11 protein-coding genes, 1 pseudogene and 1 riboswitch are annotated in these 12,325 nt (G+C 73.2%); of the genes and pseudogenes, 6 read left to right on the top strand and 6 right to left on the bottom strand.

From position 1 onward, the window contains the following. A pseudogene (locus RIN80_RS20685) lies at window positions 1-361 on the bottom strand (tetratricopeptide repeat protein); the annotation flags it as partial. A gap of 158 nt (window positions 362-519) precedes the next feature. Between RIN80_RS20685 and RIN80_RS20690 the strand changes: the two are divergent. From RIN80_RS20690 to RIN80_RS20700, 3 genes are all read left to right on the top strand, one after another. Next, window positions 520-1,023: a DUF6668 family protein gene (locus RIN80_RS20690; protein WP_309097116.1), complete on the top strand. Its 504-nt coding sequence runs from the start codon at window positions 520-522 to the stop codon at window positions 1,021-1,023. Between the two features lie 53 nt (window positions 1,024-1,076). Further along, on the top strand, window positions 1,077-2,216 hold the full coding sequence (locus RIN80_RS20695; protein WP_309097129.1) for an amidase family protein: 1,140 nt from the start codon (window positions 1,077-1,079) through the stop codon (window positions 2,214-2,216). 103 nt (window positions 2,217-2,319) lie between these two features. Beyond that, the gene (locus tag RIN80_RS20700; RefSeq protein ID WP_309097117.1) at window positions 2,320-2,901 is read left to right on the top strand and encodes an NAD(P)H-dependent oxidoreductase; all 582 of its coding nucleotides are present in this window, start codon (window positions 2,320-2,322) and stop codon (window positions 2,899-2,901) included. A gap of 18 nt (window positions 2,902-2,919) precedes the next feature. On the opposite strand, the gene RIN80_RS20705 is transcribed toward RIN80_RS20700, so the two are convergent. The 4 genes from RIN80_RS20705 to RIN80_RS20720 all read right to left on the bottom strand — a co-directional run bounded on the left by RIN80_RS20705 (window position 2,920) and on the right by RIN80_RS20720 (window position 7,323). Continuing rightward, window positions 2,920-3,798, bottom strand: a complete 879-nt coding sequence (locus RIN80_RS20705) for an ABC transporter permease (RefSeq protein WP_309097118.1) — start codon at window positions 3,796-3,798, stop codon at window positions 2,920-2,922. Then, window positions 3,785-4,765 (bottom strand): ABC transporter ATP-binding protein, encoded by a 981-nt coding sequence (locus RIN80_RS20710; RefSeq protein WP_309097119.1) that lies wholly within the window; start codon window positions 4,763-4,765, stop codon window positions 3,785-3,787. The genes RIN80_RS20705 and RIN80_RS20710 overlap by 14 nt, the downstream gene beginning before the upstream one ends. Window positions 4,766-4,830: 65 nt before the next feature. Beyond that, window positions 4,831-6,081: a DUF2092 domain-containing protein gene (locus tag RIN80_RS20715; RefSeq protein ID WP_309097120.1), complete on the bottom strand. Its 1,251-nt coding sequence runs from the start codon at window positions 6,079-6,081 to the stop codon at window positions 4,831-4,833. A 231-nt stretch (window positions 6,082-6,312) separates the two neighbouring features. Continuing rightward, window positions 6,313-7,323, bottom strand: a complete 1,011-nt coding sequence (locus tag RIN80_RS20720) for a polyprenyl synthetase family protein (RefSeq protein ID WP_309097121.1) — start codon at window positions 7,321-7,323, stop codon at window positions 6,313-6,315. A 503-nt stretch (window positions 7,324-7,826) separates the two neighbouring features. Then, window positions 7,827-8,008, top strand: a riboswitch (cyclic di-AMP (ydaO/yuaA leader). A 3-nt stretch (window positions 8,009-8,011) separates the two neighbouring features. Here RIN80_RS20720 and RIN80_RS20725 point away from each other — a divergent pair. Beyond that, window positions 8,012-8,773, top strand: coding sequence for a LysM peptidoglycan-binding domain-containing protein (locus tag RIN80_RS20725; RefSeq protein ID WP_309097122.1), 762 nt, complete (start codon window positions 8,012-8,014; stop codon window positions 8,771-8,773). On the opposite strand, the gene RIN80_RS20730 is transcribed toward RIN80_RS20725, so the two are convergent. After that, on the bottom strand, window positions 8,737-9,585 hold the full coding sequence (locus RIN80_RS20730) for an HAD family hydrolase (protein WP_309097123.1): 849 nt from the start codon (window positions 9,583-9,585) through the stop codon (window positions 8,737-8,739). The genes RIN80_RS20725 and RIN80_RS20730 overlap by 37 nt on opposite strands. Window positions 9,586-9,770: 185 nt before the next feature. Between RIN80_RS20730 and RIN80_RS20735 the strand changes: the two genes are divergently transcribed. Both RIN80_RS20735 and RIN80_RS20740 read left to right on the top strand, forming a co-directional pair. Next, the gene (locus tag RIN80_RS20735; protein WP_375141756.1) at window positions 9,771-10,841 is read left to right on the top strand and encodes a GNAT family N-acetyltransferase; all 1,071 of its coding nucleotides are present in this window, start codon (window positions 9,771-9,773) and stop codon (window positions 10,839-10,841) included. Window positions 10,842-10,860: 19 nt separating this feature from the next. After that, window positions 10,861-12,144: a glycosyltransferase gene (locus tag RIN80_RS20740; protein WP_309097125.1), complete on the top strand. Its 1,284-nt coding sequence runs from the start codon at window positions 10,861-10,863 to the stop codon at window positions 12,142-12,144. The last annotated feature ends 181 nt before the right edge of the window (window positions 12,145-12,325 follow it).

Genomic DNA, 12,325 nt, shown 5'->3' on the forward strand with positions numbered 1-12,325 from the left:
CCGGACCGGTCACAGGCGGGCTTTCCGGCGTTGGCGGGGGCGTGCGCGTAGGTTCGGCTGTGAAGTGGCTGGAGCCGTCCGGGTCGACGCGGAGCGGGACGACGTAGCCGATCCGTTCGTCGTGGACCGTGGCGAGGACGGCATGGCCCGTGGCCAGGGCGATGCGGTGCAGGCGGCCGAGGACGGCCTGCTGGATCTCCTCGCCGGGGGCCGCGAAGACACGGACGCCGCCGACCGAGGCGCCCTCGGACGCCGCGCTCGCTCCGGCCCCGGGGACGTGGACGTCGATCGGCGCCGCCGGGGTCGCCGCACGTGCGGCCTGCTTCTGTTCCCGCTTCTTCTCGCGGCTGAGTCGCGACATCGTCCCCTCACTGGGCGTCGTACACCTAGTGTCGAGTGTGTCCGCTCGCCCCCGTTTCTCACGTCACCGGGGTGTCACAGGCTCGTCCCAAGGCCCGTGCGCCCGAACGGGTCGTTCCGCAGGGCATGGGGACCGGGTGCACGAGGGAGGAGAAGGGCATGCACACAGGCATGCGACAGGGGCCGGAGATCTGGCTCCGGCCCCCGGTGGCCGGCCCGGATCAGGGCGGTCCCGAGCCCGCGCACGACCGTGCCGCGGCACGGCGTTTCTCCTGGGTCGGCACGCACGGCGGGGCGGGCGTCTCCACGCTCGCCGCGGTCTACGGCGGCCATGACAGCGGCCGCGCCTGGCCCGGTGCCGGTGCCCCGCCGTCGGTGCTGCTGGTGGCCCGCACGCACGCGGCCGGTCTCGACACGGTCGCCGGCGCGGTGGAGGCGTTCCGGCGCGGTCAGGCTCCCCCGGAGCTGGACCTCGACGCCGTCGTCCTGGTGGCGGACGCCCCGGGCCGGCTGCCGCGTCCGCTCGCCCAGCGGGTGAAGTTCCTGGAGTCGGTCATCGACGTGTACCGCGTGCCGTGGGTGCCGGCGTGGCGGCTCGGGGAGCTCGGCCGTCCGCCGCGCGAGACGGCGGCCCTGGCCCGGCTGACGGGAGCGGTGCGCTGACGGCCGTTTCGCTGACGGCCGGGGAACTCGCGGCGGGCGTCCGTGCCCGGGAGCTGCGTGCGGTCGACGTCGTCGCGGCGGCACTGGAACGGATCGACCGGGCCGACCGGGAGCTGTGCGCGTTCGTCGAGGTGTGGCACGAGGAGGCGCTGCGCCGGGCGGCAAGGGTGGACGCGCTGCTGGACGCGGACGGGGCCGGTGCCACGGGCGGGGGCGGGGCGCTGCCGCTGGCCGGTGTGCCGGTCGCCGTGAAGGGGCGGCACGGGCTGCGCGCGGCGGGCCCGCTGCTCGCCGCCGGTGCCGTCGCCGTGGGGGCGACCTCGGTGCCCGGGCCGGGAACGCCGTGGCGGACCTGGGGGCTCGGGGCCGGGGGCCGGACCGTCAACCCGTGGCGGCCCGACCGGACGCCGGGCGGCTCCTCGGCCGGGGCCGCGGTCGCGGTGGCGGCCGGGCTGGTGCCGCTGGCGACGGGCGGCGACGGGGCCGGGTCGGTGCGGATCCCGGCGGCCTGGTGCGGGGTGCTCGGGTTGAAGACCACGAACGGACGGCTCCCCTCCGCCGACCGCACGGGCCTGGCCGCACCGGGCGTGCTCGCCCGCTCGGCAGCGGACGCGGCGGCGTGGTGGCGGGCGGTGTCGGGTGAACCGGCGGCTTCTCGTCCGCCCCTGCCCGTCGCCGCCGTCTGGTCGCCCGACCTCGGTTTCGCCGAGCCCGACCCGGAGCCCGTCGCCCTGGCCCGGGCGATGGCCGAACGGCTCGTGGCGACGGGGGTCGTACGGCTGGTGCGGCCGCGGGAGCCGGTGCGGCTGAGGGACCCCGGGCCTGCGTGGCTCGCCCTGCGCACGCCCGGTGCCGGTCCGCCCGGGAGCACGCCGGAACCGGGTCCCGGCCTCGCCGCGGCGCACCGCGTCCGGGCGGAGAACGACCGGCGGCTGGCCGGCTCGTTCGCCGAGGCCCCCCTCCTGCTGACCCCGACGGCCCCGACCGCCCCGCACGGCCACGAGGGACCCGGCGACCGCTACTCCACCTCGCTCACCTGGGCGTTCAACCTCAGCGGGCATCCGGCGCTGAGCCTGCCCGCGGGCTTCGGCCGCGACGGCTGCCCGGCCGGGCTGCAGCTCGTGGCCCCGCACGGGCAGGACGCGCTGCTCCTGGCCGTGGCACGGGAGGCGGAGGCACGCCGCGAGGGCTGAGGGGCTCCGCGGGGGGAGCGGCATTCTTGGCAGATTTACTTGCGTACGCATATGATGCAAGCGCGCGTAATTGATGCGCGCCGGATATCCAAGGGGGACAGCCATGACCCGCCGCTTCCTTTTCGTTCTGGGCAGCGCCCGCGCCGACGGCAACACCGAGCTGCTGGCCCGCCGGGCCGCCGAGCAGCTGCCGCCGGGCGTCGAACAGCAGTGGATCGACCTCACCGAGCACCCGCTCCCCGACTTCGAGGACCTGCGGCACGACAGCGACCACGTCCGCCCGACCGAGGGCAGCGCGGCCCTGCTGCTCGACGCCACGCTCGCAGCGACCGACATCGTGATCGCCTCGCCCCTGTACTGGTACTCGGTCTCCGCGCAGACCAAGCGCTACCTGGACTACTGGTCCGCCTGGCTGCGCACGCCCGGGATCGACTTCAAGGCGACCCTGGCCGGACGCACGCTGTGGGGCGTCACCGCCCTGGCGCACGAGGAGGAGGTCGTCGCCGACCCGCTGGTCGGGACGCTCAGCAACTCCGCCGCCTACATGGGGATGCGCTTCGGCGGGGTGCTGCTCGGCAACGGCAGCAAGCCCGGCGACGTGCTGAACGACACCGAGGCCCTGGCCCGCGCCAAGACGTTCTTCGCACAGGAGGCACCGCTCGCCCGCTTCCTGTACGAGCGGTGAGGCCCGCCGCCGGCCCGGTCAGGCCGTGATGTCCTTCGTCGTGAAGCGCGCCCACGCCGCCGTGCCGAACACCGCCGCGTACAGGGCCTGCAGCCCGAGGTTCTTCGCCAGCTCGTCCCAGTAGACCGGCTCGCGCATGAGATCGGCGAAGGACAGCCAGTAGTGCGAGAAGAAGTACGGCTGGAGGGCGTGCAGTTGGGGGATCTGGTCGAGGATCTGGACCGTGATCAGCAGGCCCACCGTCGTCGCCATCGCCGCGATGCCGCTGCTGGTCAGCGTCGACACGAACAGGCCGAGCGCCGCCACGCCGATCAGTGACGCGGCCACGGCCAGGGCGATCAGCAGGGCCCTGCCCAGGCCTTCGGCGAAGCTGATCCGGGTACCGGAGATGGTCGTCAGGTCGCCGAGCGGGAAGAGCAACGCGCCGGCCGCCAGGGCCGAGACGGCGACCACGAGGGTGGCCACCAGGCAGAACAGGACGACCGTCGCGTACTTGGTGAGCAGCAGCCGTGTGCGGCCGGCCGGGGCGACCAGCAGATAGCGCAGCGTGCCGGCGTTGGCCTCGCCGGCGATCGCGTCGCCCGCGACGACGCCCACCGCCATCGGCAGGAAGAACGGCAGGGTCGCGGCCAGGGCGGTGAAGACCAGGAACAGGCCGTTGTTGGTGATCTGGGAGATGAAGGCCGGTCCTGCGCCGCCCCCGCCGCCGGGCGAGGAGCCGTCGCTCGTCTCGATCCTGACGGCGACGCCGACCAGGACCGGCACGGCCGCCAGGACGGCCAGCAGCGCCAGGGTGCGCCAGCGCCGGAAGGTGGTGGTGAGTTCGTCGCGCAGCAGCCCGAAGGTCCACAGCGGGCTCACCGGCCCCGCGGTTCGTGCGACGTCAGCCCGCGACATCGAAGCCCTCCCCGGTCAGTGCCATGAACGCGTCCTCCAGCGAGGCCCGTTCGACCGTGAAGCCGCGGACCCGCACCCCCGCCGCGACCAGCGCGGCGTTCACCTCGGCCAGGTCGCGGTCCGGGGGTTCGCCGGCCACCCGGTCGCCGGTGACCGTGAGGTCGCCCACGCCCTGTTCCTTCAGGACCCGGGCCGCCTCCGCCGGGTCCGGTGTGGTCACCACCAGCAGGCCGCGCGCCCCGGCGGCCAGCTCGGCGACCGGGCCCTGGGTGAGGAGCCGCCCCTGGGCCATCACGGCCGCGTGCGTGCAGACCTGCTCGATCTCGTCGAGGAGGTGCGAGGAGAGGAAGACGGTCGTGCCGTCCGAGGCGAGTTCGCGGATCAGGGTGCGGATCTCCCGCATGCCCTGCGGGTCGAGGCCGTTGGTCGGCTCGTCGAGGACCAGCAGCCGGCGCGGCTGGAGCAGGGCGGCGGCCAGGCCCAGGCGCTGCTTCATGCCGAGCGAGTACGCCTTGGCCTTCTTGCCCGCCGCGGCCGTCAGGCCCACCCGGTCCAGGGCCGCGGCGACCCGGGCCCGCCGGGTGCGCGGATCGGCGGCCGGGTCGGCGCAGTCGTAGCGCAGGAGGTTGTCGCGGCCGGAGAGGAAGCCGTAGAGGGCCGGGCCCTCGATGAGGGCGCCGACGTGCGGGAGCACGGCGCGGGTGGCCCCGGGCATGGGCCGCCCGAGGACCCGCACCGTGCCGGAGGTGGGCTCGATCAGGCCCATCAGCATGCGGATGGTGGTGGTCTTGCCGGAGCCGTTGGGGCCGAGGAAGCCGAAGACGCTGCCCGCCGGGACGGTCAGGTCCAGACCGTCGACGGCGAGCTGCCCGCCGCGGTAGCGCTTGGTGAGCGCGCGGGTGGCGATGACCGGTTCCCCGGCCTGCTCACCGCGCTGCTCCGGCTCCGCGGCGGACGGTTCGCCCATCGGCTTCCTCGTTCTCTCGACGTCCCGCGCGGTGCGGGGCCGGGGGCCCCGCGCGCGTGCGGGACTCACTTCCCGGCGTCGGCCGCCTTCACGAGCGCGTCCTTGGTGACGGCGCCCACGTAGACCTTGCCGTCGTCGGTGACCAGGGCGTTGATCAGGCGGGTCGAGAAGACCGTGCCCGAGCCGAAGTCGCCGGTGACCTTGTCGCCGAGCGAGTCGATGAAGCCGCCGAACTCGCCGCCGGCCTCGCCCGAGGGCACGCCCTCGCCGCCGGTGTCGAAGGTCGCTATGGCGTTCCAGCCCTCGCCGATGGTCCTCATGCCCTCGGGGCCCTTGCCGAGGTGCTCACCGGACTTCGGGGCCTTCTCCGCGTGCCCGCGCGCCTCGCCCTTCTCGAAGTCCTTGCCGAACTCCTTGCCGAACTCCTTGCCGGCGTCCTTCTCCTCGGTGACCTTCGCGCCCTTCGGCGGGGTGAAGTCGAAGGTCGAGGCGGCCGGCTTGGCGAAGCTGACCTGGGTGAAGCCCGCGTCGACGACGGCGGCGCCGCCGCTCGCCGGGGTCAGCGTGAACTTCAGCGGCGTGCCCGTCCGCGCGTCCACGGCGACGGTGATCGCGCCGACCGTCGAGCCGGACTGCTTCGGCTTGACGAGCAGCTTGTAGGCGTCCCGGCCGGCGACCTGGGCGGTGCCGTCCACGGTCACGGAGGTCGTGCCGTCGACCGCCTTCAGGGCCTCCTCGGCGAAGTCCTTCGGCGTGGCCGGCGGCTGCTGCTCCCTCTCGTGCGCCGGGCCGTCGGAGGCGGTGCCGTGGTAGACCTCGTTGGACTTGCTGTCGTAGGCCCAGACGTCCTTGCCGTTGTGGACGAGGCTGTACTCGGCGGCGTTCTCCAGCAGCGACAGCTTCTGCCGGTCGGGGCCGTCGGCGGCGACGCGCAGGGTGTGCGTGCCGGAGGCCAGTTCGGTGAGCTTGGCCGTCGGGTCCGCCGAGGAGCCGTCCTCCCCCCGGCCGGCGGCGCCGGACAGCAGGCCGGACTCCAGTCCGCCGAGGTTCGGCAGGCCGAGGTCGGTGCTGATCTTCACCGTGCCGGAGAGCTGCTCGGTGTCCGACTCGGCGATCTTCTGGATGAGCTGCTGTGCGGTGATCTTGGGAAGGTCGGGGTCACCGGAGTCGGCGAGTGCGGGGACCAGGCCGATCGTCGCGGCCGCCACCCCCACCACCGTGACCGGGACGACGTACCGCGCGGCCTTGCGCCGCCGGGAGTGCTGCTCGTCGACCTCCCCGCCGGTCGTGCTGTCGTCGGATGCGTACGGTGCCATGTGTGCCCTACCTCCGTGGTCGGCGGCGGCTGTCCGTGTCGTGCACGCACTCGTCCCTGAGCCGCCATTCTCACCCGAACAGGTGAGGAGTGGTGCTTTCCGTGGTTTCCATCTGACCAAATCGGCCAGGCAGATACGTCAGACCCCGGACTCAACTCCGCGTACTGCTGGGGTATGACACGCAGGGGCGGCTTCTCCCCCGACCCGTAGGGGTCGGGGGGCGGCGGGCGGTCAGCCGGCCCGGTGCACCACGGCGTCGCACAGCTCCACGAGCGCCGTCTTGGCGGCGCATTCGCGCAGGGGTGCCAATGCCGAGCGGGCGTCCTCGGCGTAGCGGACGGTGTCCCGGCGGGCCTGTTCGAGCGCCGGGTGGGCGCGCAGCAGGCGCAGGGCCTCGGCGTGCCGGTCGTCGTCGGTCAGGTCGGAGTCCAGCAGCTCGCACAGGGCGACGTCCTCGGCGAGCCCGAGCCGGGCCGCCCGCTCGCGCAGCCGCAGCACCGGCAGGGTCGGGATGCCCTCGCGCAGGTCGGTGCCGGGGGTCTTGCCGGACTCGTGGGAGTCGGAGGCGATGTCCAGGACGTCGTCGGCGAGCTGGAAGGCGACGCCGAGCCGCTCGCCGTACTGGGTCAGCACGTCCACGACCGTCTCGTCGGCGCCGGACATCATCGCGCCGAACCGGCACGAGACCGCCACCAGCGAGCCGGTCTTGCCGCCCAGCACGTCCAGGTAGTGCTCGACCGGGTCACGGCCGTCCTGCGGTCCGGCCGTCTCCAGGATCTGGCCGGTCACCAGCCGCTCGAACGCCTCGGCCTGCACCCGTACCGCCTCCGGGCCGAGGTCGGCCAGGATGTGCGAGGCGCGCGCGAAGAGGAAGTCGCCGGTGAGGACCGCGACGGAGTTGCCCCAGCGGGTGTTGGCGCTGTCCACCCCGCGGCGCACGGCGGCCTCGTCCATCACGTCGTCGTGGTACAGCGTGGCGAGGTGGGTCAGCTCCACGACGACGGCCGACGGCACGATGCCGGGTGCGTGCCGGTCGCCGAACTGGGCGGCGAGCATCACGAGCAGCGGCCGGAACCGCTTCCCGCCTGCCCGCACCAGGTGCTGGGCGGCCTCCGTGATGAAGGGCACCGCACTCTTGGTGGCCTCTAGCAGGCCTTCCTCGACAGCCGCCAGACCGGCCTGGACATCGGCCTCCAGAGCCTGGTCCCGCACGCTCAGCCCGAACGGCCCGACGTCGGTCACGAGGGGTCTCCTGTCTGCTGGTGTCTGCCGGTGCTTACGCGGATTGTCGATAGGTCGCCGCCCTCACTCGAGTCAGCGTATCCGGTCACGTTTCGATCACCGCCAGCGCCCATGGTTACAGGCCGGGCGGTATCCGATCACGACCGCAATGTTTTCGATCAGCCCATAAGAACAGACATGTTCCGACTTACCGGGAATTCGCGACCTATGAGAGGTTTGCGGCATTGGCGAAGCAAATTCCCCTTGCGGGACATTGCGCCACAGGTCGCGATCAGTGAATTGAATCACTTCGGCCCTTCTGCGGAACCGCCGGGGCATCGAGTGGTTCCGCCTTTCGGCAAAAGCGAGTTGAGGCTTGGCTCACGCAAAGGATCAAGCGGTCGATTCCGCCCTGACCAAGGTCAACAGCGCTTTGTGTGACTCCGGTGCTTGTTCCCGGCATGTGCTCTCGCATACGTTCCGGCCCAGTCCGGCGGACCGCCGAATCCTGCCGCCGCCCGGACTCCCCACACACACCGACTCACTCACGCAGGGCAGGAGCGGGGGACCCAGGTAAGTCGCCGGTCCGCACGACAGCGGAACGGCTCGGGGTGAAGCCGCGCACGACAGCAGCACGTCGTGTGCGGCCGGGCACCTCCCGGCCCGAACCCGACAGCTCACCTCGCAGGCGCCGGAGAGGAATATCGCCATGCCCGGACGAGGCAAGCACCGTCGCACCGCAAGGAACCCGATCACCCGTGGAGTCGTCGCCGTCGGCACCGGCGGAGCGGCACTGACCCTGCCGCTCCTCGGCGCGACGCAGGCGAGCGCCGCGGAGCCCCAGAGCGCCCCGGCCGCGCAGACCGCGCCGCAGGCGGTCCAGCCCGCCACGTCGCTCACGTACACCGTGGCCAAGGGTGACTCGCTCTACCGCATCGCCGAGAAGTACGACGTCTCCGGCGGCTGGAAGCAGCTGTACCAGGACAACCGCGCCGCCGTCGGTGACGACCCGAAGCTGATCCGCCCGGGTCTGAAGCTGAAGGTGGAGACCGCCAAGGCCGTCGCCCCGAAGAAGGCGACGCAGTCCTCCACCCCGGCCAAGCCGGCCGGTGGCGTCACGCAGGCCACCCCGGCCGCCGCGAAGACCTACGGCAACAACCTCGACGGATGGATCCGCGAGGCGCTGGACATCATGGCCCAGAAGGGCATCCCGGGCTCGTACGACGGCATCTACCGCAACATCATGCGTGAGTCGTCGGGCAACCCGCAGGCGATCAACAACTGGGACTCGAACGCCGCCAAGGGCACCCCGTCCAAGGGCCTGCTCCAGGTCATCGACCCGACCTTCGCCGCCTACCACGTGCCCGGCACCCCCTACGACCCGTACGACCCGGTCGCCAACATCACGGCGGCCTGCAACTACGCGGCCGACCGCTACGGCTCGATCGACAACGTCAACGGTCCGTACTGAGCCGTCCCGCCCAGCAGTCGTTCGAGGACGACGGCGATGCCGTCGTCCTCGTTCGACAGCGTGATCTCGTCGGCCACGGCCTTGAGCTCGGGATGACCGTTGGCCATCGCGACGCCGTGCGCCGCCCAGTCGAACATCGGGATGTCGTTGGGCATGTCACCGAAGGCGATGGTGTCCGCGGGCCGCAGCCCCAGGTGCTCGGCGGCCAGCGCCAGCCCCGTCGCCTTGGTGACACCGCACGGCTGGAGCTCCACCGTGCCGGGCCCCGACATCGTCACCGTCGCCAGTGAACCCACCACCGAGCGGGCCGTCGCCGCCAGTTCGTCGTCCGACAGGCAGGGGTGGCGCAGCAGCACCTTGCTGATCGGCTCGCCCCACAGCTCGTCGCGCCGGCCGACCCGCACCGCGGGCAGCGTCGGGTGCGGCATGAGGTACCCCGGCTCGATGAGCGTGAGCCCGTCGACCCCGTCCTGGTCGACCGCCGCGTACACCTCCCCCACCTCGGCCTCGATCTTCCCGATGGCCGTCTCGGCCAGCTCCCGGTCCAGCGTGACGGACCACAGCAGCCGGTTCGCGCCGGCGTCGTACACCTGCGCGCCCTGCCCGCACACCGCGAGCCCCGTGCACCCCAGGTCGTCCAGGAGCGGCCGCACTCTCGGCGCCGGGCGGCCCGTCACCACGAGGTGCTGGGCACCGGCGTCCGCCACCCGCGCGAGCACGGCGAGGGACCGGTCGGACAGGGTGTCGTCGCCGCGCAGCAGCGTCCCGTCCAGGTCGGTGGCGATGAGTGAATATGCGAGGGGTGCGGCCATGATCAGAGAATACGGACAACGCGCCCCTTCGTTTCATCGCGCGGCACACGCCGATTGCCCGGTTGAAGGCCTCTGCACCAGTTGGCAACAACATGGTCCGCTACCTACCGGAGAGGCCGCATCGAGCGGTACCTTCCAAGTGTCCAGGGGGACTTGATCGGGGGGTCAGGTTGAGCGGTGGGCGCATTCGCGTGGTCGGGCCCGGGGAGCTCGGCGAGGGGGAGAGGGAGCGCTGGCGCGCGCTGCGCGCCGCCTCGGAGGCACCGCGCAACCCTTTCATGGAACCGGAGTTCACCGAGGCCGTCGGTCTGGTGAGGCCGCGGGCCCGGGTCGCGGTGGTCCACGAGGGCCTGGAGCCGGTCGGCTTCCTGCCCTATGAACGGGGCCCGTTGGGACAGGGCCGCGCCATCGGGCTCGGGGTCTCGGACGCGCAGGGCGCGATCCTGCGGTCCGGCCTGGACCTGGAGACGGGCGAACTGCTGCGGGCCTGTTCGCTGTCGTCCTTCGCCTTCGACAACCTGGAGGCGGAGCAACGGCTGTTCGTCCGGTACGCGGCGGAGGAGCACGCCACCTACGTCGTCGACGTGGAGAAGGGCTACGAGACCTACGAGTCGGTGCTGCGCGCCCAGTCGCCCAAGTTCCTGAAGACCACCCTGGCCAAGGAGCGCCGGCTGGGCCGGCAGGCCGGCGAGGTGCGGTTCGTGTTCGACGAACGCGAACCGGCCGCGCTGCGCACGCTCATGGAGTGGAAGTCGGCGCAGTACCGCAGGACAGGCCGCAGGGACCGGTTCGCGCAGGAGTGGATCACCCGGCTCGTCGGGCACCTGGCCCGCACCCGGGCCCCGGAGTGCAGCGGCACGCTGTCCGTGCTGTACGCGGGCGGGCGGCCCGTCGCCGCGCACTTCGGGCTGCGCTCGGCGTCGGTGCTGGCCTGCTGGTTCCCGGCCTACGAGCCGGAGTTCGCGAAGTTCTCGCCCGGTCTGGTGCTGCACCTGCGCATGGCCGAGGCGGCGGCGGCCGCGGGCATCGGCACGCTCGACCTGGGGCGGGGCGCGGCCGAGTACAAGGACGCGCTGAAGACGGGCGAACTGCCCGTGTACGAGGGCGCGGTGACCCGGCCTGGGGCGGGCGCGGCGCTGCACTGGCTGAGCCGCGAGCCGGCGCGCCGCGCGCACAGCTTCGTCCGCGGCCGGCCGCGGCTCGCGGCGCTGGCCGCGCGGACCCTGAGGGGCGCGGCCCGGCTGCGCCGTACCTGACGACGAGGGGGGAGGCCGCATGGCGCGTTCGGCGCGTGCGCAGGAGGAGATACGGCGGTTCCTGGCCATCGGTGCCGTCCAGGTAGCCGAGCTGGACCTGGACGGCGAGGAGGCGGTGCTCAGGCCCGGCCCGGGGAGTCCGCCGGTGACCCACGGGGAGGTGTTCGCCCTGGTCAGATGGGGTGGCCGCCCGGTGGGCACACTGCTCGCGCAGGTCCCGGAGGGGGCGGATCCGCGGGCCGTGCTGGCGGCCCGGGCGCGGGCGGAGTACGCCGAGGCGGACCCCGGCGGGCCGGTGGAGCCGCCGTACGCCAGTGTCGTCGTGGCCACCCGTGAGCGGGCCGGGCAACTGGCCCGGGCGCTGGACTCGCTGCTGGCCCAGGACCATCCGCGGTTCGAGATCGTCGTGGTCGACAACGCGCCCGTGACGCGCGAGACGCGGGAGCTGGTCGAGCGGAAGTACGCCGAGCGCGTGCGGTACGTGTGCGAGCCGGTGCCCGGTCTCGCGGTCGCGCACAACGCGGGTCTGGCCGCCGTGCGGGGCGAGGTGGTCGCCTTCACGGACGACGACGTGGTGGCCGACCCGCGCTGGCTGGCCGAGCTGACCGCGCCCTTCGCCGCCGACGCCGCACTGGGGTGCGGCACCGGGCTGATCCTGCCCGCGCGGCTGACGACACCCGCCCAGGTGCTCCTGGAGAGCCACGGCGGCTTCGCGAAAGGCTTCACTCCAAGGACGTACGACCCGGCGGACCCGCCGGTCGACGAGCCGCTGTTCCCGTTCACGGCGGGGCGGTTCGGCTCGGGCGCGAACATGGCGTTCCGTACGGAGGTACTGCGCCGCGTCGGCGGCTTCGACCCGGCGACCGGAGCGGGGACGGCCGCCCGGGGCGGGGACGACCTCTACGGCTTCGTCCGGGTCCTGGCCGAGGGATACCGGCTGCGCTACACGCCGTACGCCCTGGTCTGGCACCACCACCGGGAGACCTGGCGGGACCTGGAGACCCAGGCGTACGGCTACGGCGCCGGCCTCACGGCGTATCTCACCGCGGTGCTGGTGAACCGGCCCGCGCTGCTGCCGGCGTTCCTCGCGCGGTTGCCGCGCGGCCTGGCACACGCCCGGTCGCTGACGGCGGTCCGCGCGACGGAGGGGACCGCCGGCGGCATGCCGGGCGATCACGACGCACGCACCCATCCCTGGCCGCGGCACCTGTCGCGCCTGCAGCGCAGGGGGATGGTGTACGGACCGGTCGGCTATCTGAAGGCGCGGCGGGCGCTGCGCGCGAGTGTGCGGGGGGCGGGATGAAGACGCCGGCGAGTGCGAGTACGCGTGGCGAGGGCCGGGGGGAAGGCAGAGGCCGGGCGGAGCGGGGGACGCGGGACGGTGAGGGGCCGATAGCCCCGCCGGACACCGGCCGTGGCCGCGAGGGCGGGGTCCATGATGGTGTCCACGATGGTGTGACCCGAGCCCCGGCGGAGGCGGCCGG

This window comes from Streptomyces sp. (genome assembly GCF_031181705.1).
In the GTDB taxonomy this organism is placed as follows: domain Bacteria; phylum Actinomycetota; class Actinomycetes; order Streptomycetales; family Streptomycetaceae; genus Streptomyces.

Coding starts and splice junctions, on each gene's coding strand:
- RIN80_RS20690 (WP_309097116.1), top strand. CDS start 520: ATGCACACAGGCATGCGACAGGGGCCGGAGATCTGGCTCCGGCCCCCG.
- RIN80_RS20700 (WP_309097117.1), top strand. CDS start 2,320: ATGACCCGCCGCTTCCTTTTCGTTCTGGGCAGCGCCCGCGCCGACGGC.
- RIN80_RS20705 (WP_309097118.1), bottom strand. CDS start 3,798: ATGTCGCGGGCTGACGTCGCACGAACCGCGGGGCCGGTGAGCCCGCTG.
- RIN80_RS20710 (WP_309097119.1), bottom strand. CDS start 4,765: ATGGGCGAACCGTCCGCCGCGGAGCCGGAGCAGCGCGGTGAGCAGGCC.
- RIN80_RS20715 (WP_309097120.1), bottom strand. CDS start 6,081: ATGGCACCGTACGCATCCGACGACAGCACGACCGGCGGGGAGGTCGAC.
- RIN80_RS20725 (WP_309097122.1), top strand. CDS start 8,012: ATGCCCGGACGAGGCAAGCACCGTCGCACCGCAAGGAACCCGATCACC.
- RIN80_RS20730 (WP_309097123.1), bottom strand. CDS start 9,585: ATGGCCGCACCCCTCGCATATTCACTCATCGCCACCGACCTGGACGGG.
- RIN80_RS20740 (WP_309097125.1), top strand. CDS start 10,861: ATGGCGCGTTCGGCGCGTGCGCAGGAGGAGATACGGCGGTTCCTGGCC.